The following is a 26,592-nucleotide window of genomic DNA, read 5'->3' on the forward strand; positions in this document are numbered from 1 at the left end:
GATGGTGCGGTCATGCGCCGCGGCGGGCGGCCCAGGCGAAGCCCTGGGCGCACAACCGGGTCACGTCCGGGTTCTGGAGGTCGTCGAGGTCGTGTCCGACCGCGCTGTAGAACACCCGGCCCCGCCCCCAGGTCCGGGTCCAGGCCTGAGGGATGGTCCTGCCCTCCAGCCAGGGGAGGTGTTCTCCGGTGAAGGTGGTCTCGGCCAGGACGTGGTTGTTGGGGTCGACGGACATGTAGTACTGCTCGGAGGCCACCCGGAAGTCCTTCACCCCGGCGGTGACCGGATGGCCGGTGTCCGTGATGGTGACCTGGTAGGGGTACTTCACCCCTTCGCCCGCCGGGTGCTCAAGGAAGCTGCCTCCGATCAGCCAGTGGTACTTCAGGCTCGTCCGGAACGCGGCGGCAGCGCCGTGCCAGGCGGCGATCCCGGTACCGGCCTCCACCGCCTCGAGCAGCCGTGTCTCCTGGGCGGCGCTGAGCCCTTCGGACAGCAGAGCGTTGTTCCAGTTGAGCGCGATGAGGTCGTAATCGGTGAGATCGGCGTCGAGCGCGAAGACGTCATTGGTCTCGTGGACGTCGTATCCCAGGTCTTTGAAGATCGGGAGGGCCCATTCCTCGGCGACCTGGTAGGGCTTGTGCCCCGGCCAGCCCCCGTAAAGATACAGAACCCGGGTCATGCGTCTTTCCCTCCGGAGGTGGATGTGATGAGTGCGGCGCGGCCGCGCAGGCGTTCCGCGACCTCCAGCGCGTCGCCTTCCGGCGCGGTGGAGTTGCGGTCCGGCTTGGCTGTCAGCAGATACGCGAGGCCCACGGCCGAGACGACGAGGAAACCGATCAGTGCGATCCACCGGTCCACGAACGGGGTTCCGGAGTCGCCGGTGGGCTGGGCCAGGAGGACCATTCCGAGGATGCCGTAGACCAGGGCCGCGATGTTGACCGTCATCCCCCAGCGGCCCAGGGTCCAGGCTCCGGCGGGACGCCAGCCCTTCAGGCGCATCCGCAGCGCGGCCAGTACGACCATCATGAAGGCCGCGTAACCGGCCAGCATCTGGAAGGCCGCGATCTTGGTGAGGGAGTCGGGCGAGAAGTAGACGAACACGAAGATCAGGACCGGAGCGACATTCACGGCCAGCAGCGCGTTCATCGGGACACGGTACCTACGGGAGATCTTCGAGAAGGCTCGGGAGCCCGGGAACATGTTGTCGCGGGCGAAGGAGAAGACGATCCGGCTCGCGGCGGCCTGCTGGCTCATCACACCGGCGATGAAGGAGGTGAGGGTGACGGCGAGCACCAGCTTCGTGCCGACGGTGCCGATCGAGTTCTGGAGGATCGCGGGGATCGGGTTGGTGTCCTCCCCCGAGAGGATCGATGCCAGGTCCGGGGCGGCGAGTGCGTAGCCGGCGAATGCGAAGAGCGCCGCCAGTCCGCCGACGGCCACGGTCAGCTGCATGGCGCGCGGGATGCTACGGGCCGGATTCGGGACTTCCTCCGCGACCTCGCCACACGCTTCGAAACCGTAGAAGAGGAAGAGTCCGACGAGAGAGGCGGCGATGAAGGCGACGAAGTAGCTGTCGTGCGAGGAACTGCCGGCGTCGAAGAAGATCGACACGGAGTTGTGCCGTTCGAAGGCCAGGAGGTAGAGGCCGACGAGGACGATGCCGATCAGCTCTGCCGCGAGTCCGATCTTGGAGATCAGGGCGAGTGTCTTGGTCCCGAAGCAGTTGCAGACCAGACAGACGGCCGTGACCGCGACCGCGATCCACAGTCGCTCGGCGGGGGTGGAGCTGATCCCCGGCTCCTTGGCGGTACCGGCGAAGAGGCTGGCCACGAAGTCCGAGCTGAAGAGTGCGGTGCTGGTGATGCCGATGGTGATACAGCAGATGTAGGTCCATGCGGTGAACCAGGCATAGCGCCCGTTCCACAGCCGCCGGACCCATTGGTAGAGCCCGCCCGCGAGCGGGAACTGCGAGACGACCTCGCCGAAGACCAGGGCGACCAGGAATTGCCCGATGCCGACGATGCCTATCCAGAAGACGGACGGTCCGCCGACCGTGGACAGCCCGACCGCGAACAGGGACACGACGCCCACCAGGGGCGACAGATAGACGAAACCGAGGGCGAAGTTCGCCCACAGGCTGACCTTGCGATCGAACCTCTGCTCATAGCCCAGGGCCGCGAGCAGTTCCGCGTCCTCGGCCGATGAGGCCGGGCCGACGGGCCCGCCCGGGGGACTGACGCGGTCGGTGCCGGGCGCCGCCTGCGCGCCCTGCTCGGTAGCTGACATGACGATCTCCGAGGGTGGAAGGGGGGATGCTCAGGTGTGACACGCTCCGTCTGCTGCGCGGCGCGCCCTCTGCCGCCGCCACGGAGTCAGCCCTTGGTCGCCTCCGCGACGGAGGGGGCGATGCGCAGCGCGTTCGCGCCGATCGTCAGGGCCGGATTGAGCGCGGCGGAGGACGGGAAGAACGACGAATCGGCCAGCCAGAGGTTGTCGACGTCGTGACTGCGGCAGAACGGATCGAGGACGCTGCGCGCCGGGTCGTGCCCCGCCACGGCCGTTCCGCACATATGGGAGTTGGTCTCGATGCCCATGCGCTGGGTGAAGACCAGCGGATAGCCCGCCTTGCGCACCGCCCTGGTCACCCGGCGGACGAGTTCGTGATGGGGGGCGAGGTTGGTCGGCGTCCAGTCGATGACGATGCGGTCGCCCTCCAGCCGTACCCGGTTCTCCCGGGACGGGAGGTCCTCGGTCGTCAGGTAGATGTCGATGCTCCTGGCCGACATGAACTTCAGTGCCCACATCGGTGCCCAGGGGCGGGCGGGCTTGAGCATGGGGGCCTGAAGCTTGCCCAGCATCTGTAGGTTTCCGAGCGGGAAGGGCGTTCCCGGGCCGGCCTCGTAGAAGTCGTTCATGCCGAGGGTCTTCTGCCACTTCGTGGGGTTGGTACGCACGGGGTTGACCCCGACGAAGAACGTGCTGTTGTGCACCATGTAGTTGCGACCCAGCAGCCCCGACGCGTTGCCGAGACCGTGCGGGTGCGCGTCACTCGCCGACCGGAGCAGCAGCGCCGCCGAATTGACCGCGCCACCGGCGACGGCGAAGGTCTTGGCGCTGATACGGACGGTACGGCCCGCGTGCCGTATCTCGGCGGCCACGACCTTCCGGCCATCCGATGACGTGATCAGGCGGGTGACCTCCGCACCCGTAAGGATCTTCACACCGTCGCGCAGCGCGGGAAGAAGGATCCGGTTCTCGGCGTCGGACTTCCTACCGGTCTCGTCCGGGCAGCCGTCGGCGGCCGTCACGGCGGCACGATCGGCCAGCGTGTCCACGTTCAAGGCGTTCGGCGTGTGGAACGGATGCAGGCCCTGTCCGCGAAGCGACCGGGCGAACCGCTCGATCTCCGGTTCGTGCTCGAGCGCGGGGTGGGGGTAGGGCTTGGAGTGCGGCGGCTCGGTCGGATCCTCACCGAGCTGCCCATGCACCTGGAGCAACCGCTCCATCGTGGTGTAAAAGGGCTCGAGATCGTCGTAGCCGAAGGGCCAGGCGCGCGAGAAACCGTCGTGGTGTTCCACTTCGGTGAAATCGCTGCGCCGGAACCGGGGCAGCATGGCGCCGTAGAAGCGGGTATTTCCCCCCACCCAGTAGTAGACGCCCGGCGCGAACGGTTTACCCGTGCCGCCGTCGTACCAGAAACCCGCGTTCTTGTATCGGCCCTTGATGTGCATCTCGGCCGGCTGCGAGTTCTCAGGCTCACGCGGAAGGAAATTGCCGCGCTCCACGACGAGTACATCGAGGCCGGAGTCCTTCAGTGCCCAGGCCAGAGTGGAACCACCCATCCCGGAGCCGATGATCAAAACATCCGTGCTGATCTCATCAGCGGTGTCGAATGAGACAACGGAATCGGGATGAAGCTCCGGTGGCGTGTAATCCTGGCGGACCGGTTTGGACATGAATCAGAATCCCTTGGGCGCTGTGGTGAAGACTCAGGGTGAAGAGAAATTGGCCCTCGTCGTGGTGCTTTCAGGAGAGACTAGACAGCCTCACGGACGGAGCACATGCACAAGATGAGCAATGCTCACCGGACACGGGCCACACTGTGTGCATCCGGCGAGAAGCGGGTATCGAAGGTAAACACGGGAATGGGACGACCTCTCAGTCCGCACGGGCGTATTCACTGAGCCTCGGCAGCACGTCGAAGAGAGCGCCGACCACTCCGTAGTCCGCCAGGCCGAAGATCGATGCCTCCGGTCCTTGTCGACCGCGACCGCGGTCTTGGGGGTCCGCATCCCGGCGCGGTGCTGGATCGCCCCCCACGAAGACGCCGCCGAAAAGCGTCACCCGGGCGGAGCCGCGAGGAGGGCTGAGTCCTCCTGACTCCCGTCCGCAAAACGATCTGGTCCGCTGGCTGCTGGCTGCTGGCTGCTGGACGAACTCGCCTACGACACCGGCCAGACGAGGTGAGCGCCTGCGCCATCCAGCCACCAGACGACCGAGGCGGGTTTCGCTCCGACGACTTGAAGACGCCTTATCGAAAGCGTACTGTCGAAAGTGCGTTTTCGATACTTGGCGTTCAAGCAGTCGGCCCGAACTCGGACCGGCAACCGGCGACGGGAATCACTGATGAGTAAGCAGGCACCGGCCTCCAACCGGCGCAAGCGGCTGACGGAGGAGCGCGAACGCGAGATCCTCGACGTCACCTTCGACCTGGTCGCCGAGGTCGGCTACGAGGAAGCGACCGTGGACGAGGTGGCCAGGCGGGCGAAGGCGAGCACGGCCACGCTCTACCGGCAGTGGGAGAACAAGCCCAGGCTCGTGATCACGGCGATGATGGCGCGCAAGTACGCGCCCCTGCCGCACATCGACGCCGGCAGCCTGCGCGATGACCTGGTGGCGCTGGCTCGCATGATGCCGGCACCGCACCCCAAGGGCGCCCCGACCCTGGGAATCTGGCAGGCGGTCATGTCCGACCCGGCCCTCGCCCAGGCGCTGAGGGACGTCCTGTTCGCCCCGTACCTCGACGCGCTGCGCACCATCCTGGCCCGGCACGTCGAGCGCGGAACGATCCGTCCCGACAACCCGGCCCTGGCGCACGCCGAGATGTTCCTGATGGGCAGCGTCCTCGTGGAGAAGCTCTTCACCGGCACCGAGGCCGACGCCGACCAGCTCATCGCGGTCATGGACGCCCTGCTGCTGCCGGCGCTGACCAGTCGCAGCTGACCCCTTCCTCTCCTTCCTCTTCCTCTCCCTCTTCTTCCTCTTCTGGCTGACGTCCCTTGGACCCGCCAGTACGCGCACGAAGAGACCACACAAAAAGACAAAGGAACTCGGCAATGACCAGCAGTCCGACCGATACCGTCCTGGTCACCGGAGGCTCCGGCTTCCTGGGCGGCCGTGTGATCGCCCAGGCACTCGGAGAGGGCTACCAGGTCCGCACCACGGTGCGGTCCCTCAGCCGCGAGGCGCGGGTCCGCGAGGACCTGGAGGCCATGGGTGGTGGGGATGCGGGTGAGCGGCTCACCTTCGTGACAGCGGACCTCACCGCGGATAAGGGGTGGGCCGAGGCGGTGGCGGGCTGCCGCTACGTCCTGCACACCGCCTCCCCCTTCCCGGGCGGCGAGCCCGACCACGAGGACGACCTGATCGTCCCCGCCCGGGAAGGCACGCTGCGCGTGCTGCGTGCGGCCCGCGACGCAGGCGTCGAACGCGTCGTGGTCACCTCCTCGTTCGCCGCCATCGGCTACGGCAGGCCCGCCACGGAACAGCCCTTCACCGAGGACGACTGGACCGACCCGGACAGCGACATCCCCGCCTACATCAGATCCAAGGTGCTGGCCGAGCGGGCCGCCTGGGATTTCGTCGAGCGCGAAGGCAACGCCCTCCAGCTCGCCACCGTCGCCCCGGTCGGCATCTTCGGCCCCGTCGTCGGTGCCGACCACTCCTCCTCGATCAGCATGATCACCGGCCTGTTCAGCGGCGCCATGCCCGGCGTACCCCGCCTGTACTTCGCCGTCGTCGATGTCCGCGACGCCGCCGACCTGCATCTGAAGGCCATGACCGCCCCGCAGGCCGCAGGCGAACGCTTTATCGCCGCTGCCGGAGATGCCGTCTCCCTGCGCCAGATCGCACTCGCCATCCGCGACCGGCTCGGCGACGCCGCCAGTGCCGTCCCGGCCGCCGAACTTCCGGACGAGACGGTACGCAAGGCCGCCGAGGCCAACCCGGCGCTGAAGGGCATGCTGCCCAACCTCGGCACGATCCGCCACGTCAGCAACGACAAGGCCCGCACCGTGCTCGGCTGGAACCCCCGCAGCAGCGACGACGCCGTCGCGGCCACCGCCGAAAGCCTCCTGGAACCCGGCCTCCTGCCCGCCATAAACCCTGCATAAACTCCGCATAGACCCCACATAGACCCCGCACCTGAGTCCGGTGAGCCGCTTGAGTCTCTCCCAGCGGGAGGGTCCAGGCTCGCGGTCATGAGCGGCACTGATCTCGTCGGCGTGCCGGACATTCCGATTCCATCCCCCACCACGCCACAGGAGAAGACCATGCAGAACATCCAGCGCTTTGCCGAGGAGTACTTCGAAGCGGCGGTCGACCCCGACCGGGAGCGCTACTTCTCACTCTTCGGCGACGACGTCGTCGTACACGACGACGGCCGCAGCCACCACGGGCTCACGGCGGTGCGCCGCTGGCGCGCCGAGGTCCCTTCCGTACGCTACGACCTGCGTGAGGTCACCGGTACGGCCACCGCGTGCAAGGCCGTTGCGGCGGTCTCCGGCGACTTCCCCGGCAGCCCCGTCACCCTCCGGTTCGCCTTCACCCGCGACGTACAGGGGAAGATCACCCAGCTGGACATCGAACCCTGACATGGAGACGGCACCGGTCCGGACCGGACGAGGACCACGAGGAGAACACCGTGGCTGAGCGACTGACCATCGGAGAGTTCTCCCGCATCACACACCTGAGCATCCGCGCCCTGCGCCGCTACCACGAGCAGGGGCTCCTCGTCCCCGCAGAGGTCGACCCGGCCACGGGCTACCGCTACTACGCGCCCGCACAGGCCCGGCCGGCGCTGACCATCAGGCGGCTGCGCGAACTCGACCTCCCGCTGCCGGACCTCCGGCGCTTCCTGGAGGCGGAGTCCGCCGGCGAGGGCGCGACGGGCCATGGCGCGGCGCAACAGATCGTCGCCGCCCACCTGCGCCGGCTCGAAGACCGGCTCGGTCGCACCCAGCGCGCGGTCCAGGCGCTGCGAGAGCTCCTGGACCCGCAGGCCCAACGGGCGGTGAGCCTTGAGGTTCTGCCACCTCAGCGCGTCCTCGCCGTCTCCCTGGACGTTCCGCCCGGAGCCGAGCTGAGCTGGTACGACGCCGCGATGCGTGACCTGGACGCGGCAGCCGGCCGACGTCCGGTGCTCCCGCCCGGCGGCCGCTACGAACACACGATCTTCACCGAGGGCCAGGGCCGTGCCACCGTCTATCTCCCGGCCGAGCCGCCTCTGCCGCCAGGAGCGTCTGACGCCGTACGGGAGCTCCACCTGCCTCAGCGGACAGCCGCCGTCGCCACCCACTGCGGTCCGCACGACGACCTCGACCTCACCTACGCCGCCGTCGGCACCTTCGCCGCCCGAAACGGTCTGCGCTCCGCTGATCTCGTCGAGGAGGTCTATCTCGTCGGGCCGCGCGACACCGACCAGCCCGATCGTTGGCGCACCCTCGTGGCGTGGCTGCTCGCCTCCGACAGCGCTCAACCGTCGGCGTAGAGACAGCGGTGTAGAGACAGCGAGGCCAGGCGCAGGCTGGACATTCACGCGTACGACGGTCCCACCGTCCTGGTTCGGCGTCCCACAGTCCAGAACGAGGGAGGTGTGGGGTCTTCTCTCTATCAACCCCCCCCCCCCTCCTCCCCCCCCCCCCCCCCCCCTTCCTTTTTCGTCTCCCCACGTTCAAGAAAGGGGGAGGTGGCCCCCCGCCGCGCGGACGCACACCTCCCTCGTGATCGGCAGGCTTCGTCAGCTGCCGGCCCCGGCCGACCCCGTGACCGCGGAGGCGAAGTCCGGCTGCACGCCCAACTGCGTGAGCAGGGCGCTGATGCCGAAGTAGCAGTTGAACTCCTTGATCTTGCCGTCTTCGACGTACCAGAAGTCGGCGGTCGGGACACTGAGCTTCGCGCCGGTCGGCTGGATGACGCCGACGGGCGTTTCGAACGGCCCGGCGAAGGTGCCCTCGATCGTCAGCTCGACGGCCACGACGTCGCCCATCACATGGAACCGGTGGAGCTCCCGGTGGATGTCCGGCACCAGCCGGCCCATGGTCACGACCTGGTCACCCAGGTGCTCACCGCGGAAGCTCTCCCCGGCGACGACGTTGTTGAACACGCCGTCCTCGGCGAACAGGTCCTTGAATCCCTGGACGTCCAGGACGCTGCCTTCCGCCGCGTGGTACGCCGCCTCTACTACCTCTGCCGCGTGAGAGGACATCGCAGCTCTCCCTTCCATGAAGTTAATCAATCGATTGATTAGAATCATGTCTACGCCTGGAAGCCTTGTCAAGCAATCGTTTGAATTGTTGGGTGGAACGGTCTCCGCCCTGGTCAGCGGCCGGCGGCGGGGTACCCATGGAACGCTCCGGCCACCACGGGTATCAGCTGGCGCTCCATCTGCTCGGTGGGCATGGCGGCCAGCTCGGCGCCGATGGGTGACAGCGCGAGCCAGTTCAGCATGCCGGCGGCGCATCGCGTCCGGAAGATGAGTTCCTGCTCGTCGACTCCGGGAAGGTTCGCCGTCAGCACCCGGAGGGCATCCTGGCGGGCCTGGTCGAACTTGCCGGCCAGCCGACCCCACCCCTGGGGCGGATCGATTCCGACGCGCGCCACGGTCCGCATCACGGCCAGGTCTTGTCCACCGGCCCCCAGCGCGCGCACCATCGGCCGGGCGAACGCCTCCGCCAGCTCCTGGAGTGTCGGGGTGGCGCCAAGGGATTCGACGGCCAGGATCTGCGCGTCCAGGTACCGTTCCAAGGCCCGCTCGATCGCCGACTCGCACAGCCCCTTCAGCGATCCGAAGTGGTAACTCACCGCGGCGACATTGGCACCGGCGCGGTCCGTGACCTCGCGGAGCGTCAAGCCTTCCTGCCCTCTTTGCGCGAGCAGTTCCAGGGCCGCCGCCAGCAGGCCGTCCCGCGTGCGCTGACCGGCCTCTCTACGCAAATCCGTCTTTTCGCCCCGTGCCACGGCATGAACTCAAGCAGTCGCTTGAGTTCATTGTCAAGCAGCGGCTTCGGCGCGTTACCTCTGCCTGAGCTGTTTGCGGTTGACTGTCAGGACCTCGTCGGAGAGTCCGGGGTCGGCCTCGGCGACAGCGCGGGAGACCACCAGCGCGCCGACCATCTGGCAGAACAGCGCCACCGCCTGTTCGCGGGCTTCTGCCCCAGTCATTTCGGTGCCGGATTGGCGCGCGCGATCGAGCACCATCTCGGTGATGGTGCTGAAGTACCCCTCGAGCCCGCGTCGGTACTCGGCCTGAGATGTGGCGCCGTGGCGTCCGGCATCAACCGCCAGGGCGGCTGAGGCGCAGCCGGTTTCCGGGTGATCACGGTGGACGGCCGTCAGGTATACGTCGACCATGTCGCGCAGGGCTGCCCGGGCGGAGCGGGGATGTGCCTCGCGGATGGCGGCGAGCGCGTCGAGCGAGTCGGCGAAGCCCTGACGGAAGACCTCGAGGGCGAGGTCTTCCTTCGAGGAGAAGTGGTTGTAAAACCCTCCGTGCGTCATCCCGGCGGTTTTCATCAGCTCCTCGATGCCGATCCCGTCGACGCCGCGCAGTCTGAAGCCTTCGCCTGCCGCCCGGACGATCTTTTCGCGGTTGAGCTTCTTCTGCTCCTGGGTGATGCGTGGCACCTCGGACACCTCCTCGACAAGACGGCACCGCTGCGTGCGGGCCGAGGCCGACATCTCGCCCCCGGCGATGATACCTGACATCAAAAAGGCGCCCACGCACACCCTCCGGGCTTGACAGGCAATGATGCCGGTCACCATCATAATTTTTGATGGTGCACGACATCAAAGAGGCGGGTTAGGCCCGCGAACCTCCTGAACACCTTTGCGAGGAAGACGTTGATGGACTTCGGAATCATCGGAGCGGGCACGATCGGGCAGGGCATCGCCGGGCATCTCGTCACGGCGGGTCATCGCGTCGTCCTGAGCAACAGGCGCGGCCCGGACGCACTGAGTGACACGGTGGCGCGGCTGGGGCCGCCGGCCACCGCCGGAACAGTCGCCGAGGCAGCCGCGGCCGAGATGGTGTTCCTCGCAGTCAGGTGGCCGGACATCCCTGCCGCGCTGGCCGACGTGCCCTCTTGGGACGGCCGGATCCTGGTCGACACCAGCAATCAGATCGCCGGACCGACACCGCGAGACCATGTCGACCTCGGTTCGGAGACGGGCAGTGAATTCGTCGCCCGCCACGCTCCGGGCGCACGCGTGGTCAAGGCGTTCAACACGCTGTACGCCCAGTACATCGTGCCCGACCCGCGGCACGCGGAAGGCCGCCAGCTGCTCTTCTACGCCGGGGACGACGCGGACGCGAAAACACGTTTCCGTGCGGTTGCCGACGAGATCGGCTTCGCTCCGGTGGACGCCGGGCCGTTGCGGGAAGGCGGCCGGCTGATGCAGGTCGGCGGCCTGCTCTCGGCCCTGCACGCTCTCAAACAGGACTGAACGGAGAAGATCATGACCCAGCGCGACAGGGGCATCGCGTGAAAGCCCTCGCCTACGAAAAGGCCCACTCGCTCGACGCGTTCGCCATCGAGCTCATCGACGCCGCGGAACCACGGCTGCGCGACACGGATCTGCTCGTCGGGATCCGCGCCGTGGGAATCAATCCGGGCGAAGCGCTGATCCGGCAACTGCGCAGCGCTGAACCGGGCGGACGAATCATCTTGGGGTGGGAGTTCGCCGGGGTGGTGGAAGCCGTGGGCCCGGAAGCCACGGGCTTCGCAGTCGGCGACCGCGTCATGGGCACCGGAGACATGACACGAGACGGCGCCTGGGCGGAGCGGCTCGCGGTCGACCATCGTGTGGTGGCGAGGATTCCGGACCCGCTGTCCTTCTCCGACGCCGCGTCCTTGCCCATCGGCGGCCTCACGGCCTGGGAAGCACTGTTCCGCGATCATGACAGCTTGGCGGCGGGAATCGACCGGGTGCTGATCGTCGGCGGCGCCGGGGGCGTGGGGACGCTGGCGACACAGCTGCTGAAGAGCAGAACCTCGGCCCTGGTGGCGAGCACGGCCTCGCGTCCCGAATCACGCGAGTGGTGCACGAGGATGGGAGCGGATCTGGTCGTCGACCACACCGGAAACGTGCCCGGTCAACTGCGTGACGCCGGTGTCGACCGGATCGACCTGGTGCTGTCCACTTCGGGGACCATCGGCAATCTCGGCTGGATCGCCGAGATCCTGCGGCCGTTCGGTCACCTTGCCGCCATCGATCTGAACGGCCCCCTCGATCTTGGACCGCTCGTCGGTAAATCCGTCTCGCTGCACACCGAAACCGTCTTCAGCAGAATCATGGCCGGTGGCGACGTCGCCGGCCAGGGCAGAATCCTCGCCGAACTGGCAGCGGATGTGGTCGCGGGCCGACTGCGTCCCATCGCGACGACGGTGCTCGACGGCCTGAGCGTGGACACGATGAGAGCAGCCCACGAACTGGCCGAGAGCAGGCGGACGATCGGGAAGACCGTGATCAACATCTGAGCCCGTCCGTCGTCTCCGGTATCGGTACCGGCAGGCAGCACGGCCCCGGCCTGGGACACCAACCCCACCTCCCCCGCCCTCGACGCGGGCAGCCCGCCTGGAAGGCCAAGCGCCCGCGCCGGGAACAGCCGGTCCAGCCGGCCCGGTTGCACGGGCGCGCGGGACCCCTCCCGGGCACCCGCGTATAGAACGGCCCCATGACCACATCGGAATCACCAGCTCACCGCCGTAGGACCAGGCTGTCTGCGGCGCGCGGCCCGGCGGGGACCGTCTGCGTCCTGGCCCTCGCAGCCGCCGCGCTGACCGGCTGCGGCTCCGACTCGAGTGGCGACAAGGGGGCGCCCGCGCCAGCCACATCCTCGCATTCGGCCGAACCGTCCCTCGCCTCGCCAACGCCCACGAAGCCCGCCTCATCACCGTCGCCGACCGCGGTGAAGCGGATGAAGCCGATGAAGCCGTCAACCCCGGCCGAACTGCGGGCGTGTGCAGACGGAAGCTGCACGATCGTCGTGACGAAGGGCACCGAGATCCCGCGCGCCGACGGCCTTCGGGCGGGACCGTTCACGGTGAGCGCCGTCGGTGCCGAGGGCGTGGACCTGACCTCGGTCGACGCGAGCGGATTCACCTCCAACCTGCTCGGGCAACGCCCCGACCAGGGCGGACCCTCCACCGTCAACGAGCTGTCGATCGCCGTTCTCACCATCGTGCGGGACACCGCGAAGCTCCGGCTCTTCCCGGCGGAGTAGGGCAAGTGCCATTTCGGCGGCGCCCCCATTGACCAGAAAGACCAGTCTGCCGTGCCGGGCCTGCCCGGGCGGGAGGGGTCCCGGTCGGGGCGGGGTTCCATGGGGCCATGATGCGTAGAACGTCATCCACCGCCGCCCTCGCCGTTGTTGTCGCTGTCGTGTTCGCCGCTCTCACGTCGTGTTCCTCGGACACCTCGGACGGGTCCCCCGCCGAGGACCGGCCCAGCGGTTCCGGCTCCGGGTCGCCACCGACTCCTACGAAGTCGGCCACGCCATCGCCCTCGCCAACCGGGCCGTGCGCTGACGGGACGTGCGAGATCGAGGTCGCCGCGGGAGACGTCGTGACAGTGCCGCCGACGTACGGCCTCGGGCGGATCAAGGTGACGGCGGTCACTGGCGACGAGGTCGAGATGGTCGCGCAGCTGACAGGCTCGGGCTTCAGCGTTTCGGGCTGTTCCGGTGGCGGCGGCGTGTCATCGGAGGGCGGAGGCGGCGTCGGACTCAGCTGCGGCGAGGGACCCGCCGCGACCATCAACAACACCATGAGCCTGAAGGTCGTCAAGATCCACGACACCGCCGCCGTCCTCCGTATCAAACCCGCCGGATGAGCCCCCTTCAGCACCGCGACGGCCGGATCGCCATCGACTCCCCGCACCTGAGCCTGCGGCCCGCCCGCCGGGAGGCCCCTGTCTGGTGGGCGGCGGAGGCGACACGGCTGGTCGCCACCTGGCGGTCCCGGCGACGTTGGCGGGTCAGAACGAGCCTGACTCGACAGCGCGTCGGCGTCCTGACGGAGGTTGCGCTCGGCCAGGCGTCATGGTTCGGACGCCCCGCCTCGCGAAAGCCCGAGGCTAAGCAGGTCGGAGGAAGTCCACTACGGTTCGGGCAGCGCCCCGAAGGGGCGCGGGGCCGTGTCGATAGGCTCCGCCGCGGCTGTGTCGATATGCGACTCCGCCGCGTGGGCGACCAGCCACGACGGCGCCGCAGTCGGCCGACGACGTATCGCGGCACTTCCCGCGGAGCGCTTAGCCGCAGGCCTCGGGTGAGGTGAGGCCCGCCAGCAGGAGCCGCATGCCGCGGTGGAAGTGGGCGTCCCAGTCGTCCCCGTCGAGGAGCGGGAAGTGACCTGCGAGGGTGGGGTATTCGTCGATGTGGGCGCGGAGGTGGGCGTCCACGGCCGAGCGGGTGGCCGCCTCGTCCGAGCGCTTGCGCCACACCGCTTCGGAAGAGGCCGAGCCGATCACATAGTGGGTGATGGTGGCCGCGGCAGACGACAGGTGTACCCCGTCGAAGCCGCCGGTGTTGAGCGCGGTGTAGGCGAACTCCGAGGAGCGCAGGGCGTGGGGGCCCATGAGGGGGCGGGAGCCCGCCAGGGCCGCGGCCCAGGGATGGCGCAGCAGTACGGACCGCAGTCCGGTCATGAACGCCTCGATGTCGTCCTGCCAGGAGGCGCTGTGCGCGTCAGGGAGGTCGAGTTCGGCGAAGACCGCGTCGAGGGCCAGATCGAGGACGTCGTCCTTGGTGGCCACGTGCCAGTAGAGGCTGGTCGCGTGGGCACCGAGCCGCTCCGCGAGCCGGCGCATGCTGAGCTTCTGCACACCGTCGAGGTCCAGCAGCTCAACAGCCGTGGCGATGATCCGCTCGTGTGACAGCTGAGGCCGTGTGCGGGAGGTCTTCTCCGCACGGAACCACACCGCTCCCGGTGCGTTCTCCAGCGGCTTCTTTCCTTTGTTCCCGTTCGGCTTCGCGCTCACGAGGTCGCAGCCTACCTCGTTGCCGATTTCCCTCTGTGACTCCTACAGTGGTGGGTGCACTCCAACACTGTTCGAGAACAGCAACGAGGGAGGACCATGGGCGACGAAGAAGGTCATCCGCGCCGGTGGGCGATCCTGGTGGCGCTGTGTGCCGCACTCCTCGTGATCGTCATCGACAACACGGTTCTGCACGTCGCGGTGCCCGCCGTCGGCGAGGCCTTCGATGCCTCAACAGGCCAGCTCCAGGGGGTGGTCGACGCCTATGTCGTGGTCTTCGCCGGGCTTCTCGTCACCGCGGGGGTGATCTCCGACCGGTACGGCAGGCGGCGCACCGTCGCCATGGGGCTCCTGGTGTTCGGCGTGGCGTCGGCTCTCGCCGCGGCGGCCCCCTCGGTGGAGTGGCTGATCGCGATGCGGGCCCTGATGGGCGTCGGCGCGGCGCTGGTGATGCCCGCGACGCTCGCGGTGCTCGTCGCGGTGTTCCCCGAGCAGGAGCGCCCGCGGGCCTTCGCGGTGTGGAGCGCGGTGGCGTCCGTGGGTATGGCCGCCGGGCCGCTGCTGGGTGGGGCGCTGGTCGACGTGTGGAGCTGGGCCGGGGTGTTCCTGATCAACGTCCCCGTGGTGACGGTGGCCCTGGTGGGCATCGTACGGCTGGTGCCCGAGACGCGGGCCGGTGACGGCCGGGGGCTGGACCTGCCCGGCACCGTCCTGGTCACGGCGGGGATGACCGGCCTGGTGTGGGCCCTGATCGAGGCCCCGACGTACGGGTACTCCTCCCCCGCGGTGCTGGCCGGGGCGGTGGCGGCGGTGGTGGCGCTGATTGCCTTCGGCGTACGGCAGACCCGCTCTCCGGCACCGATGGTCGATCTGCGGCTGTACCGGGACCGGAGGTTCTCCGGGGCGAGCTTCGCGGTGGCGGTGATGACGGTCGCGACGGGCAGCACGCTCTTCATCCTGAGCCAGTATCTGCAACTGGTCCTGGGCTACAGCGCGTTCGAGACCGGTCTCGCGGCCGTACCGCTGGCGGCGGGAGTGGTCGCGGGCTCGACGGTGGGCGGCCGGGCACCGGCAAGGTTCGGGCCCCGGGCCTGCATCGTGGCGGGCTTCGCCGTCACGGCGGCCGGTTTCGCCGTGCTGGCCTCGCTGTCGGAGGGCAGCGGCTACGTGGCGGTGTCCACCGGTCTTGCGCTCGCGGGTGTGGGGTCCGGCATCGCGGGCCCCTCGGCCACCAGCACCGTGCTCGGCGCGGTGCCGCCGGAGCGGGCCGGGATGGGCTCCGCGCTCAACGACACCCACCAGCAGCTCGGCATCGCGCTGGGAGTGGCCGGTCTGGGCAGCCTGCTCACCACCGCCTACCGAGGCGCCCTCCCGGACGGCCTGCCCGACCACGCCGTGTCCTCGCTGGGGGCGACACTGTCGTACGCGAAGGACCACGCAGGCGGAAGTGGCCTGGCCGAGTCGGCCCGTTCGGCCTTCACCGACGCCCAGTCCCTCACCATGACCATCGGGGTGGCGGCCGCTCTGGCCGGTGCGGCCGTGGCGTTCTTCGCCCTGCCGGGCCGGGCCACCCCGGCCGCGGCACCCGAGCCGGAGTCGGAGGAAGCGGGACAGCCGGGCTGAGCAGGGGTACGGCGTCCGGGCGCGCGGCACCCGGACGCCCCCCTGACTGTCGTCGATCGTCCGCGGCGCCGTCGTGGCTGGTCGCCCACGCGGCGGAGCCGCATATCGACACAGCCCCGCGCCCCTTCGCGGCGCACCCGAACCGCACCGGACTTCAATGAGGCCGCTCAGCAGGACGGAGGGCACCTGGTCCGGGCAGGCGAACCGCGGCAACTGATGTCCCACGCCTGCCAGGCCGGTCATCAGGCCGGGGGTTTCGCTCCTGGTCGGCGAGCCGCACACCCAGCCCCCCTCCGCTGCGGCGTCGAGCTTCTCCCCGAGCGTGCGCATCAGACGGCCGGGGCGGATCCGGCCCATTCGCTCGGCGAGCAGGACCAGTTCGAGGTTGCCAAGGTTGCCGTGGCACATGCTGTCGCTGCCCCGGCCGGTGAGCCGGTCGGCTTCGGTGTCCACTTCGTGGCCGGGGCGCCGTGTTCATCGCCTTCAGCTTCGGAGGCGAGCGGATCATCGCCGAGTTCGGCATCGGCCTTGCCGCCGCCGTGGCCATCGACGCGTTCGTCCTGCGGACGATCCTGGTCCCGGCCGTGATGTACCTCTTCGGCAAGGCCAACTGGTGGCTTCCCCGCTGGCTGGACAAGCGCCTTCCGTATCTGTCAGTCGAAGGCCCCGGGGAAACGGCCGAGGAGAGCCGGCGGCCCGAACCGATCGCCCGATGATCTCAACCCGCTGACATCGCGGGAACCCGAGAGTCGCCTTGGCACACGGCGAGTGGGTGCTGGAGCGGCTGCTGGTGCCCGCAACCGCCACCGCGGTCGAAAGCGCCGGGGGCCGATGGCGCCGTATCCGGCTGGAAGGGGCTGGCGAGCTCGGCTGGAAGTTCAAGGCCCCTGAAGGCAGGTTTACCGGCCGGTGTTCGTGGACGAGGCCGTGCGGCACGGGGTGGACCTGCAACTGTCGGGACACACCCACGGCGGTCAACTGTGGCCCATGAACTACGTAGCCGAGCTGGCCAACCCGACGGTCGCGGGGCTGGAACGGTACGGAGACACGCATCTGTATGTGTCGCGGGGCGCGGGCGCGTGGGGCCCGCCGACCCGGGTCGGGTCACCGGGGCCCACCACCGACGTCAACCAACAAGCTGGGGCGAGCCGGGCAAACACCGGGGCCCTGCGGTTGGAGCGGCCTTGCGCGACGAGTTCGGCGACGCTTGTCACCCGCAGCGCGGACCGGGCGAAGTCGCAGTACTGCGATGCTGGACAGCTGAGTCGGCTAGGGGGTGCGGGTGCCGGTCCTCACACGTGCTTCCGCCCAGTCTCAATCGTCTTCGGTGATGAAGTCGGTCAGCGCGGCAGCGACGGCATCGGGCTGTTCATCGGGGATGAAGTGTCCTGCGTCCGGCACGACGATCCTGGTGGCGTGGTCGGCCCACGGCCTGATGGAAGCTGCCATGTCGGGGATGGAGCCGTGGCTGCTGGAGATCCCGAGAATCGGGACCGTCAGGCGCTGTCGCTCCAGCGCTTCGTGGTTCTTCTGCGCCGACTCGGCGGCGTCCCGGTAGTAGGCCAGGGATGCACGGAGACCGCCGTCGGCGGCCACGGACGCGGCGTATTGCTCAATTTCGGCGTCGTCGAAGGTGTCGGAGGAGAGGGCCTTGGCCTTCAGGAACCAGCCGACGTACTCCCGTTCGCGGCCGGCGAGCAGTGTCTCGGGCAGGTCGGGCACGAGGTGGAAGGCGAAGTGCCAGGTCTTCCACGCCTGCTCGGGGTCGGTCGGGATGGCGTCAGGGAGTGTGATGCCCGGGATGCCGGCGTCGAGCAGTGCCAGGCCGCGCAGCCGGCTCTGGTACTTCAAGGCGAGGGAAAAGGCGACCCACGCGCCGATGTCGTGGGCGACCAGCCAGTATGTCGAGACTCCGAGCGCCTTGACCGCGGCGTGGACGTGCGCGGCGACCGTGTGCGTGTCGTAGCCGCGCTCCGGACGCTCGGAGTGGCCCTGACCCGGCAGGTCGATCGCGATGACGTGGAACCGGTGGGCGAGGCCGGGCATCACCTTTCGCCAGGCCCACCAGGTTTGCGGGAATCCGGCGAGCAGGACGACGGCCGGGCCGCTCGGCCGTCCGCCTTCGACGGCATGAAGGCGGACGCCGTCCGCGTCGACCCAGCGGTGAGTGAATCCGGCCAGATGCCGCAGGGGCAGGTCGCGGATGGGGTTGCTTTCGGAGACATGCGGAGTGCTGGTTGCCGGGCCGGTCACGGGGATCCTCCATCGGTGTCAGGTGTGCGGTCGGGACGGTGTAGCTGACGGCGGTGGCCGGGACCACGTGGTGTGTTTCCCGCGCGGTCGCGAAGTGCGTGTCGCGCGGTATGCCCGGCCATGGCCACGCTTGAAAGCTAACACATCTTGAACCGATCAGTTCAAGATAGAATGGTGTGCAACACCGTCCGAACCATCGACGCATCGGCAAGGAAGTACCGCGTGGCAGGCAAGAAGCAGTTCGACATGGACACGGCGCTCGACGCCGCGATGATCCAGTTCTGGCGCGACGGCTACGCCGACACCTCACTGGACGATTTGTCTCGGGCAACCGGCCTGAACCGCAGTTCCATCTACTCCTCCCTCGGCGACAAGGACACGCTCTTCCTGCGCTGCCTGGATCTCTACGCCGCGCGCTACGGCGAGAAGTACGACGCCGCCCTGTCGTGTGCGGCCTCGGAACCCGTTGCCGCCGTTCGTGCGTTCTTCGACGTCACCCTCGAGCGCATCGCCGATCCCGAACTACCTGATGGATGCCTGATCGCCCAGTCAGCCATGGCCATTCCAGTGCTGAGCCCAAGCGTCGCGGCGCACGCCAGGCAGGCCCTCGGCTTCCAGCGCCTGCGCCTGCGCGCCGCACTGAAGGCCGGCCGACTGACCGACCAGAACGCCGAGGCCTTCGCTGTACACGCGGCGGCCGTGAACCAGTCGCTCGCCGTCATGAGCAGGGCCGGAGCGAGCCCGGCGCAACTCCTGGCCATCGTGGGCGTAACCGTTGACGCGCTGTCGCAGGCGCTGCGCGCGTAACGAATCCGATCCGGCCGTCGGACGCGCAGCCTGGTACGCACAGTCATCTCATGAGCCCGAGGCGTGCACGGTAGTGGTGCCCACGGGCTCGGACCTGGTGGCTTCGTCGCCAATCGGACCAGGCCAGGTGGAACGCGAGGTTCGGGGCCTGTTGTATTCGCCGCCTGATCACGGTGAGAAGGCGCGCCGCCAGTTGACCGGACCGGTCCGCCATGAGCCCGCCGACCGGTTCTGGTTCGCCGTCCTGTCCGGGCTGATACCCCGACGCCACTGGCTCAAGGTCTTCCCTGTGACCCCCGGCACCGTGCTCGCCTGGCACCGCAGATTTCATCGCCGCGAAGTGGGACTACAACACTGCGCGCCGTGGCACCGGACGCCCACCCACCCCCGCAGCGGTCAAGAAGCTCGTCCTGCGGCCGGCCAGGGAGAATCCGAGTGGGGAACACCGGGGGATCCAAGGGGATTTGGCCCGACGCGGACATCGGATCGCCACTTCGACGGTCTGGGAGATCCTTAACGCGGCATCACCGGGGTCACCGCCTGCCCGACGCGGGACTGGGCGGTGCAGCAGGCGCGGAATCCCACCGCCGACCTAGACATACGCGTCGAGTCCCCTGCGCTTCCTGCTGCGCGACCGCGATGGCAAGTACGGCGAGGCGTTCGATGCCGTCCTTCGGGCCGAGGAGATGGAGATTCTCAACAGTGCGCCACAGGCTCCCTGTTTGAACGCGCACTGCGAACGCACTCTCGGCAGCATCCGACGCGAAGCCCTCGACCACGTCCTCATCAGGAACGAGACCCACGCCCGCCACGTCCTCGCGGCCGATGAGCGGCACAGGGCTCCCCGTCGCTCCCATGCTCCGACACCACCCCCCAGTCCGAGTACGACACCGCTTCCACGCGATCATCACGGACCTGGTCGGCACGCCCACCGAACTGGTCACGCCCGATGGCGCCCTTGCCTGGCAACTCCGCACCACCGTCTGGGGCACACCCCTGCCCGCACCACAAAGCGGCATGGAGTGCCCACTCCGTTTCCCCGGCCAATACGCAGACCCGGAAACCGGCCTAAGTTACAACCACTTCCGCTACTACGACCCGGAAACCGCCCGCTACATCACGCAGGACCCCCTCGGTCTCAGACCGGCCTTCAACTCCGGCGCCTACGTGCACAACCCGTACACGTGGAGCGACCCGCTCGGCCTCGCGCCCAAGTGCCCGGTAGCGAAAGCCAAGGCTGCGGTGGACAAGATCATCGAACGCGCCCAAGAGGGCAAGCTGAGAAAGTCCACCAACTACCATCCACACTTCGACAACGACGAACGAGTCTTGGAGATCCTGAAGAACCCGGACGCGGTATACCTCTCCGCAGGCAACCGCGGAAATCTCATTTTCCGGCAAGGCTATGACATCGTGGTCACGAAGGGGGCAGGTGCTGGCGCAGGCGATGTCATCACCGGCTACGGCCCGTCCGGAGTCAAGGGCGAATCCGGAGCCGAGGCGCTGGGCGGATCACCCACCGACCCCGGACACCCAGTGACCCATGACGACATCGTGAACGGTAAAATCCCAGACACCAGGGGTGGCCATATGGCGCCCGCCAAGCAGATCCGATGAGGCAATATTCATGGTGAGGTTCTCGGTCGGCGACACCGTGAACGCTGAAACCACGCGGAACCCGCTGACATTTACTCCACGATTCGACTTCATCGATCTTCAGGTAATTGTCGCAGGGTATACGGGCCCGAACGAGCGCGAGCAGAATCTGGCCCATACCTTCGGCAGCATGCAGTGGCTGTGGTCGGAGAATGACGAGTTCCGGTTCGACCAGGGCAGCCGGGAGCTGTCCCACGCAACGTTCTACGTGCCCCGGGAATCCGCTCCCGCCCCCCTCTGCCACCATGCGCCCCACATGCCACAGAGACTCCCCAGCGGGCTGCGTACGGACACCGCACAGAACTTCGCCCTCCCCCAGGCAACGATCTTCTGCTGCGACCCCGAAGCGTCCGAGTTGCGGTGCTACCGGGACCTCAGTGTTCTCGACGGAGGGCCGGACGCCCTGATCGGCATCGCGCCCGACGTGAGCCTCCTCGTCAAGGGAGGCGTGGTAGCCGGCTGGAGCCTCACCGATCCCGCGCGGTATCTGACAGATGGTTTCGCGGCCCCCGAGGCCACGCTGCCCTCACACAGCACCCGGCTCCGGCTGGCCGAGTGTCTCAACCTGGTCACCGCGCCGCTCATCGACGAGGTGATGGATCAGGACACGGACACCTGGCGCAGGCTCCGGGCAATCGAGCGCGCCCTGCGCGACCAACGAGACGACCGGAACCGCGCGACCATCATGCACCGGGTCATCAGTCGTCTGATCGAGGACTACGAGTCCTCGTAAGACTCCGTTATTCCCGGGCTCCTCCACGTGCCCTGTGCCATTCAGAAATGCGTCGCTACAGATCGCAGCATCGACACCAGGATCCATGACGTCACATACTGACCCTCGTCGAAATCTGACAACGGGGCCGTCTGCGTCCGGGCCTTCCAGGACCGCGACTTCTGCCGCAATCACGATGAGGAATCGCAGTGAACGCACCTACGTCGCCAGCCCCTTGGGCGACCGGCGAGACCGTCGACGGCCGGTATCGGGTGATCGGGGAGCTTGGCCGGGGCGGGATGGGTGTCGTGCACCGGGTACGGCATCTCGCCTGGGGCATCGACATGGCGGTGAAGAGTTCGCGGCCCGAGCTGTTCCGGAGCCCCGGCGATCAGGAGCTGTTCGTCAGGGAGGCCGAGGCGTGGGTGTCCCTCGGGCTTCATCCGAACGTCTGCGCCTGCCATTACGTGCGGGTGATCGACGGTGTCCCCCGCGTGTTCGCCGAGTACGTCGACGGCGGCAGCCTGGCCGAGTGGATCAGTGACGGGCGCCTCTACGCCGGGGATGCGCGGCAGGCCCTCGCCCGTGTTCTCGACACGGCAGTCCAAGCGGCCCGTGGGCTAGAGCACGCCCATCGCGGAGACCTGGTGCACCAGGACGTGAAGCCGGCCAACATTCTGCTCGACGGCACGGGCGCCGCGAAGATCACCGACTTCGGTCTCGCGCGGTCCAAGGCCGCCACGGCCCCGGCTGACCTCCAAGTGGGGCCGGGTGCCAGCGTGTTGGTGCCGTCCGGCGGCATGACGGTCGGCTACGCGTCCCCGGAGCAGCTCGCGGGCGAGCCCGTCGGGCGGCGCAGCGATGTCTACAGTTTCGCGGTCTCGGTCCTGGAGATGTTCACCGGCGGTGTGCGTTGGGCGGCTGGTTCGGTCGCGGGTCTCGCGCTGGAGGAGTACCTGGCCGACCCCTCGAATCCGGTCGCGGCGCCGCCGGAGGTCGCCCACCTGCTCCGGCGCTGTCTGCGGCAGCACCCGGCCCACCGGCCGGCCTCGATGGCGGACATCGCGGACGTACTGACCGGGATCTACGAGCAGGCGACCGGCTCGGCGTATCCGCGTCCCACGTCGCAGGCCGCCGATCTGCGCGCCGACGAGCTCAACAACCGTGGCCTGTCGCTCCTCGACCTGGGCCGGGCCGCCGACGCCGAGAGCGCCTTCGACCAGGCGCTCGCGGTCGACCCGCACCACATCGGGGCCGTATACAACGGTGGCCTGTACCGGTGGCGTACGGGGGCGATCACCGATGGGGAACTCGTCGCCCGGTTGGAGGCGGTCCCGCGTGGGTCCGGCGCGTCCTCCTGGCAGGTGCGGCTGTTTCTGGCCCGGGTCCACCTCGAGCGCGGCGACCTCGCGGCGGCACACGAGCTGCTCGACGCCCTCGCGCGCGAACGGCCCGACGACACCGACGTACGGGCGGCGCTGCGGGTAGCGGCCTCCGGAGCGGTGGCCGACGCCCGCCACACCGGCACCCGGGAGTTCCGCGAGCCGTTCGCGGTGCCGTTCGCGCCGGTGGAGCTGCTCGCCCGGCACGAGGTGATGGGCTACCTGCCGATCCGGTTCACTCCCGACGGACGCCTGGCGCTGAGCGGCCACTGGGACGGCGTGCTCCGTCTGTGGGACACGGCGACCTGCGCACAGCGGTCGGCGGTCGAGGGCCACCGCACACAGGTGCTCGGCGTCGACCTCACCCCTGACGGCTCGTACGCGCTGTCCACGAGCCGCGACGGCACGGTGCAGTTCTGGGATCTCGGGGCGGGCAGGTGCACCCGCGTCATCCGCTCCGCCGCACGCGCCACGGGGTGCCCGGTCAGGTTGAGTGCCGACGGGCGCATCGGTGTGTGGCAGGGCGTGGACGGGCGCGTCCAGGTCTGGGAACCGCGGACCGGGACCCGCCTGTGGTCGCTCGGGGCAGCGCTCAAGGACGGCGCCCTGGACGGCTCGCAGTACGAGGTGAGCGCCGACGGGCGCCATGTGCTCACCGCCGAGGAGGACGGGGCGCGGCTGTGGAGCGTGGCCGATGGCCGGTGCCAGGTGCTGGCCGCCGGCTCGGCGACGCATGCGCTGTGCTTCAGCCCCGACGGGCGGCGGGTCGCGGTGGCCGGCCAGGACCGGGTGATCCGGTGGTGGGATGTGGGGGACGGCCGGCAGGTCCGTAGGGTGCGTACGTTGACGGGGCTGACCGCCGCGGCCGGTCACCTCGCCTTCGGCGACGGCGGGCGGCTGCTGCTGTCCGGCACGACCGGCGACCACACCGTTCAGCTCTGGGAGCTGAGCAGCGGCCGGTGTCTGCGGACCTTCACCGCCCACGCGTACGGAATGCACCACGTCGGATTCGAGGACGGCGACGACCGGTTCGGCTGCTCTGTCGGCGGACATCCCGAACTGCCCGTGCACCGCTGGCGGTTGCCCGCCACCGCATACGCCGCCGAGGCGCATGTGATCCAGCCGCGCGCGTACGCCGAGGTCAGCCGGCTCGGCGGGCTGGCCGAGGAACTGCTCGTCGACGCACACCAGGCGATGGCGAACGGTCGACACCGGTCGGCGCTCGTCCTGCTGACCCGCGCACGGGAGATACCGGGATACGAGCGCGCGCCCCAGGTCCTGGCCGCCTGGCACGAACTGGGCCGCTCGGCGCGCCACGTACGGCTGCGCTCCGCCTGGTCGCGGCCACTGGACGCCGGCCACCTCTCCTTCGGCGCCATCACGGCGATCGGTGTCGCCGCGGATGTCCGGCTCGCCGTCAGCGGGCAGAGCGACGGCACCGTACGGATCTGGGATCTGGACAGCGGCGCGTGCACCCACGTCTTCGACGATCACCAGGGCAGAGTGGGCGGGGTGGCGTTGAGCGACGACGGCCGGCACGTCCTGTGCGAGGGCACCAAGCCACTCGCGATCATTCGGCGGCGACTGGCGGACGGCGAGTGCCGTCGGCTGACTCCGGACTGGGACATGGGGCGGACCATCAGGTTCACCGGCGACGGGAGGTACGCCTGGTTCGGCAGCGGCGACGGTGTCCTGCGCCGATGGGACCTGGACGACGACCGCTGCGTCGCGACGATCAGCCGGAACGGCCCGGTCAACGTGATCTCCACGTCCGCGGACGGACGGCTCGCGGCGGTCGGCGACAGCAATGGCGTGGTCCGGCTGCGGGATCTCGACACCGGAGCCTGCCTGCGGACCTGGACCGGCCCCCGGGAACCGATCCTGTCGGCGTGCCTGAGCGCCGACGGCCGCCTGGCCATGTCCACACACCAGGTCATGTCCTCGGGCGCCGAGGACGAACCGATCCGGCTGTGGGACGCCGGTTCCGGGCGGTCCGTACGCGAGTTCGCGGGGCACGAGGGCTGGGTCTCCGCCGTGCGGTTCACACCCGACGCCCGGTTCGCCTTCTCGGCCGGCCACGACAGATCCGTACGGATGTGGGAGGTCGCCACCGGCCGATGCCTGCACGTGCTCGAAGGGCACCAACAACGCATCCGGCACCTCGAACTCACCCCCGACCTGCGCAACTTGGTCTCGGCGGGAGACGACGGCATCCGGCTCTGGGACCTCGACTGGGAGCTGGCGGCCGACTGAGCGGAGCGGGATGCGTACGGTCCGACGCGGCAGACGGCACGCTCACGTTCACCGTCTCGTCCCCCGAAGCCCACCCACACACACAGACAAGGAGACGATCCTCCGTGACGCCCTCGGCCACCATCACGCTCACCCTCGTCGAGGGCCGGATGAAGCCCGGCGCGTACGTCTTCGAGGAGCGCACCACCTGCGTCCTCGGCCGCTCCACCGACTGTTCGCCACAACTGCCCGACGACCCCCACCACAAGACCGTCTCCCGCCACCACTGCCTGCTCGACATCAACCCGCCGGACATCCGCATCCGTGACTTCGGCAGCCTCAACGGCACATACGTCAACGGCGAGAAGATCGGCCAGCGGCGCCGCGGCCTCACCCCCGAGGAGGCCGTCGCGGATTCCTACCCCGAGCACGACCTCAAGGACGGCGACCGGATCCGCCTCGGTGACACTGTGTTCCGCGTCGACATCACGCGGCCGCAGGTCGCCACGGTGAGGCTCGCGCGCTGCGCCAAGTGCGAGCGCGAGCTGGGCGACGAGGCGGACGGCCGCCCGGGCGAGTTGTTGTGCGCCGCCTGTCAGGCCCGGCCCGACGCCGTGCTCAAGCTGCTGCTCGAGCTGGCGCACGGCGGCCGCGCCGACCTCAAGGCCATCCGCGGCTACTCGGTGATCCGGGAGCTCGGCCGTGGTGGCATGGGCGCGGTGTACCTGGCCCGGCACGAGGCCACCGGCGTCGAGGTGGCGCTGAAGGTGATGCTGCCGAAGGTGGCGGCGAGCGAGACGGCACGCGCCCGCTTCCTGCGCGAGGTGGCGCTCACCCGGGCGATGAAGCATCCGCACGTCGTCGCGCTGCACGACGCGGGCTTCGGATACGGCACCTTCTATCTGACAACCGAGTTCTGCACCGGCGGCAGCCTGGACCGGCTCGTCGCCGAACGCGGCGGGCGACTCCCGGCCGAGGAAGCGGTGCCCATCGCGGTGCAGGCGCTCAAGGGCCTGGAACACGCGCACGGGCAGGGCGTCGTCCACCGCGACCTGAGCCCCTCCAACATCCTGCTGCACAGGGAGACCGACGGCTCGACGACGGCGAAGATAGCGGACTTCGGCATCGGAAAGGCCTTTGACCAGGCGGGCCTGAGCGGGCTGACACGCACCGGCACCACGGCGGGCAAACCGATGTTCATGCCGCGCCGACAGGTCATCGACTTCCGCAACGCCACCCCCGCCATGGACGTCTGGGCGTTTGCCGCCTGCCTCTACCACACGCTGACCGGAAGGACCCCGCGCGAGTTCCCGCGCGCCAAGGACCCCTGGCAGGTCGTCCTCCAGGAGCCGGCGATCCCGATCCGCCGCCGCGACCCGGCCATCCCGCGACGCCTCGCGGAGGTCATCGACACGGCGCTGCGGGAGCGCCCCGAGATAGGCTACGCGAGCGCGGCGGAGCTGCGCGGGGCGCTGGAGCGGGCGTGGCGGTGAGCCCCGACTGCGGCGGTTACGCGGGAGAAACCGGCCGGCGACCGTGAGGGCGACGAAGGACAGCCCGCGCCACCTGTCCGCCGCTTCATCGCTTCGCGCTTCCAAGGCCGCCCGCACACGGCCGTGGCCGCACTGCGCACCGGCTGCGCGAGACGGAGGTGATCCACGGTGACCGAACCCG

General features: G+C 69.0%; 24 protein-coding genes and 3 pseudogenes. 17 read left to right on the plus strand and 10 right to left on the minus strand.

What is annotated here, in order from left to right:
- Nucleotides 1–10 precede the first annotated feature (10 nt).
- From ACT2CW_RS22930 to ACT2CW_RS22940, 3 genes are all read right to left on the minus strand, one after another.
- Nucleotides 11–679, minus strand: coding sequence for a ThuA domain-containing protein (locus tag ACT2CW_RS22930; protein WP_432048332.1), 669 nt, complete (start codon nt 677–679; stop codon nt 11–13).
- A complete protein-coding gene (locus ACT2CW_RS22935) occupies nt 676–2,286 on the minus strand; it encodes an APC family permease (protein WP_445518069.1) in 1,611 nt (536 codons plus the stop codon). Before ACT2CW_RS22935 ends, ACT2CW_RS22930 begins: the two co-directional genes overlap by 4 nt.
- 86 nt (nt 2,287–2,372) lie before the next feature.
- Nucleotides 2,373–3,956 (minus strand): GMC oxidoreductase, encoded by a 1,584-nt coding sequence (locus ACT2CW_RS22940; RefSeq protein ID WP_414083252.1) that lies wholly within the window; start codon nt 3,954–3,956, stop codon nt 2,373–2,375.
- Nucleotides 3,957–4,626: 670 nt separating this feature from the next.
- On the opposite strand from ACT2CW_RS22940, the gene ACT2CW_RS22945 reads away from it, so the two are divergent.
- The 4 genes from ACT2CW_RS22945 to ACT2CW_RS22960 all read left to right on the plus strand — a co-directional run bounded on the left by ACT2CW_RS22945 (nt 4,627) and on the right by ACT2CW_RS22960 (nt 7,768).
- The gene (locus ACT2CW_RS22945; protein WP_414083251.1) at nt 4,627–5,223 is read left to right on the plus strand and encodes a TetR/AcrR family transcriptional regulator; all 597 of its coding nucleotides are present in this window, start codon (nt 4,627–4,629) and stop codon (nt 5,221–5,223) included.
- A 113-nt stretch (nt 5,224–5,336) separates the two neighbouring features.
- On the plus strand, nt 5,337–6,392 hold the full coding sequence (locus tag ACT2CW_RS22950) for an SDR family oxidoreductase (protein ID WP_445518070.1): 1,056 nt from the start codon (nt 5,337–5,339) through the stop codon (nt 6,390–6,392).
- 87 nt (nt 6,393–6,479) lie between these two features.
- Complete coding sequence (locus tag ACT2CW_RS22955) at nt 6,480–6,872, plus strand: nuclear transport factor 2 family protein (protein ID WP_445518071.1); 393 nt, start codon at nt 6,480–6,482, stop codon at nt 6,870–6,872.
- Between the two features lie 50 nt (nt 6,873–6,922).
- Nucleotides 6,923–7,768, plus strand: a complete 846-nt coding sequence (locus tag ACT2CW_RS22960; RefSeq protein WP_445518072.1) for a MerR family transcriptional regulator — start codon at nt 6,923–6,925, stop codon at nt 7,766–7,768.
- A gap of 249 nt (nt 7,769–8,017) precedes the next feature.
- On the opposite strand, the gene ACT2CW_RS22965 is transcribed toward ACT2CW_RS22960, so the two are convergent.
- The 3 genes from ACT2CW_RS22965 to ACT2CW_RS22975 form a co-directional block, all read right to left on the minus strand.
- The gene (locus ACT2CW_RS22965) at nt 8,018–8,485 is read right to left on the minus strand and encodes an ester cyclase (RefSeq protein WP_445518073.1); all 468 of its coding nucleotides are present in this window, start codon (nt 8,483–8,485) and stop codon (nt 8,018–8,020) included.
- A gap of 113 nt (nt 8,486–8,598) precedes the next feature.
- The gene (locus tag ACT2CW_RS22970; RefSeq protein WP_445518074.1) at nt 8,599–9,237 is read right to left on the minus strand and encodes a TetR family transcriptional regulator; all 639 of its coding nucleotides are present in this window, start codon (nt 9,235–9,237) and stop codon (nt 8,599–8,601) included.
- A gap of 54 nt (nt 9,238–9,291) precedes the next feature.
- Nucleotides 9,292–10,044, minus strand: coding sequence for a TetR/AcrR family transcriptional regulator (locus ACT2CW_RS22975; RefSeq protein ID WP_445518075.1), 753 nt, complete (start codon nt 10,042–10,044; stop codon nt 9,292–9,294).
- A gap of 78 nt (nt 10,045–10,122) precedes the next feature.
- Between ACT2CW_RS22975 and ACT2CW_RS22980 the strand changes: the two genes are divergently transcribed.
- The 5 genes from ACT2CW_RS22980 (at nt 10,123) to ACT2CW_RS23000 (ending at nt 13,110) form a co-directional block, all read left to right on the plus strand.
- Nucleotides 10,123–10,722, plus strand: coding sequence for an NADPH-dependent F420 reductase (locus ACT2CW_RS22980; protein ID WP_445518076.1), 600 nt, complete (start codon nt 10,123–10,125; stop codon nt 10,720–10,722).
- A gap of 38 nt (nt 10,723–10,760) precedes the next feature.
- Complete coding sequence (locus ACT2CW_RS22985; RefSeq protein ID WP_445518077.1) at nt 10,761–11,756, plus strand: alcohol dehydrogenase catalytic domain-containing protein; 996 nt, start codon at nt 10,761–10,763, stop codon at nt 11,754–11,756.
- 449 nt (nt 11,757–12,205) lie between these two features.
- Nucleotides 12,206–12,502 (plus strand): hypothetical protein, encoded by a 297-nt coding sequence (locus ACT2CW_RS22990; RefSeq protein WP_445518078.1) that lies wholly within the window; start codon nt 12,206–12,208, stop codon nt 12,500–12,502.
- A gap of 178 nt (nt 12,503–12,680) precedes the next feature.
- The gene (locus ACT2CW_RS22995) at nt 12,681–12,806 is read left to right on the plus strand and encodes a hypothetical protein (protein ID WP_445518079.1); all 126 of its coding nucleotides are present in this window, start codon (nt 12,681–12,683) and stop codon (nt 12,804–12,806) included.
- Nucleotides 12,807–12,843: 37 nt separating this feature from the next.
- Nucleotides 12,844–13,110, plus strand: coding sequence for a hypothetical protein (locus ACT2CW_RS23000; protein WP_182473831.1), 267 nt, complete (start codon nt 12,844–12,846; stop codon nt 13,108–13,110).
- 417 nt (nt 13,111–13,527) lie between these two features.
- Here ACT2CW_RS23000 and ACT2CW_RS23005 read toward each other — a convergent pair whose 3' ends face one another.
- The gene (locus tag ACT2CW_RS23005; protein WP_445518080.1) at nt 13,528–14,256 is read right to left on the minus strand and encodes a TetR/AcrR family transcriptional regulator C-terminal domain-containing protein; all 729 of its coding nucleotides are present in this window, start codon (nt 14,254–14,256) and stop codon (nt 13,528–13,530) included.
- Nucleotides 14,257–14,352: 96 nt separating this feature from the next.
- Between ACT2CW_RS23005 and ACT2CW_RS23010 the strand changes: the two genes are divergently transcribed.
- Entirely contained in the window at nt 14,353–15,876 is a 1,524-nt protein-coding gene (locus ACT2CW_RS23010; protein ID WP_445518081.1) for an MFS transporter, read from the plus strand.
- Between the two features lie 180 nt (nt 15,877–16,056).
- On the opposite strand, the pseudogene ACT2CW_RS23015 reads toward ACT2CW_RS23010, so the two are convergent.
- Nucleotides 16,057–16,329: pseudogene (locus ACT2CW_RS23015) on the minus strand (lanthionine synthetase LanC family protein); the annotation flags it as partial.
- A 14-nt stretch (nt 16,330–16,343) separates the two neighbouring features.
- Between ACT2CW_RS23015 and ACT2CW_RS23020 the strand changes: the two are divergent.
- Together ACT2CW_RS23020 and ACT2CW_RS23025 are read left to right on the plus strand one after the other, a co-directional pair.
- A pseudogene (locus ACT2CW_RS23020) lies at nt 16,344–16,592 on the plus strand (MMPL family transporter); the annotation flags it as partial.
- Nucleotides 16,593–16,776: 184 nt separating this feature from the next.
- Nucleotides 16,777–17,004 (plus strand): annotated as a pseudogene (locus tag ACT2CW_RS23025) (metallophosphoesterase); the annotation flags it as partial.
- Between the two features lie 186 nt (nt 17,005–17,190).
- Here the strand turns inward: ACT2CW_RS23025 and ACT2CW_RS23030 are convergent.
- Nucleotides 17,191–18,129: an alpha/beta fold hydrolase gene (locus tag ACT2CW_RS23030; RefSeq protein ID WP_445518082.1), complete on the minus strand. Its 939-nt coding sequence runs from the start codon at nt 18,127–18,129 to the stop codon at nt 17,191–17,193.
- 222 nt (nt 18,130–18,351) lie between these two features.
- Between ACT2CW_RS23030 and ACT2CW_RS23035 the strand changes: the two genes are divergently transcribed.
- Nucleotides 18,352–18,936: a TetR/AcrR family transcriptional regulator gene (locus tag ACT2CW_RS23035; RefSeq protein WP_445518083.1), complete on the plus strand. Its 585-nt coding sequence runs from the start codon at nt 18,352–18,354 to the stop codon at nt 18,934–18,936.
- Between the two features lie 533 nt (nt 18,937–19,469).
- Here the strand turns inward: ACT2CW_RS23035 and ACT2CW_RS23040 are convergent.
- A complete protein-coding gene (locus ACT2CW_RS23040) occupies nt 19,470–19,772 on the minus strand; it encodes a hypothetical protein (RefSeq protein ID WP_445518084.1) in 303 nt (100 codons plus the stop codon).
- A gap of 19 nt (nt 19,773–19,791) precedes the next feature.
- Here ACT2CW_RS23040 and ACT2CW_RS23045 point away from each other — a divergent pair, with 19 nt between their 5' ends.
- The 4 genes from ACT2CW_RS23045 to ACT2CW_RS23060 all read left to right on the plus strand — a co-directional run bounded on the left by ACT2CW_RS23045 (nt 19,792) and on the right by ACT2CW_RS23060 (nt 26,411).
- A complete protein-coding gene (locus ACT2CW_RS23045) occupies nt 19,792–20,553 on the plus strand; it encodes an RHS repeat domain-containing protein (RefSeq protein ID WP_445518085.1) in 762 nt (253 codons plus the stop codon).
- A 10-nt stretch (nt 20,554–20,563) separates the two neighbouring features.
- Entirely contained in the window at nt 20,564–21,325 is a 762-nt protein-coding gene (locus ACT2CW_RS23050) for a hypothetical protein (protein WP_445518086.1), read from the plus strand.
- A gap of 188 nt (nt 21,326–21,513) precedes the next feature.
- The gene (locus tag ACT2CW_RS23055; protein ID WP_445518087.1) at nt 21,514–24,939 is read left to right on the plus strand and encodes a protein kinase domain-containing protein; all 3,426 of its coding nucleotides are present in this window, start codon (nt 21,514–21,516) and stop codon (nt 24,937–24,939) included.
- A gap of 104 nt (nt 24,940–25,043) precedes the next feature.
- Nucleotides 25,044–26,411 (plus strand): protein kinase domain-containing protein, encoded by a 1,368-nt coding sequence (locus ACT2CW_RS23060; protein WP_445518088.1) that lies wholly within the window; start codon nt 25,044–25,046, stop codon nt 26,409–26,411.
- Nucleotides 26,412–26,592: the final 181 nt, after the last annotated feature.

The sequence above is a fragment of the Streptomyces sp. NEAU-174 genome (assembly GCF_052665095.1).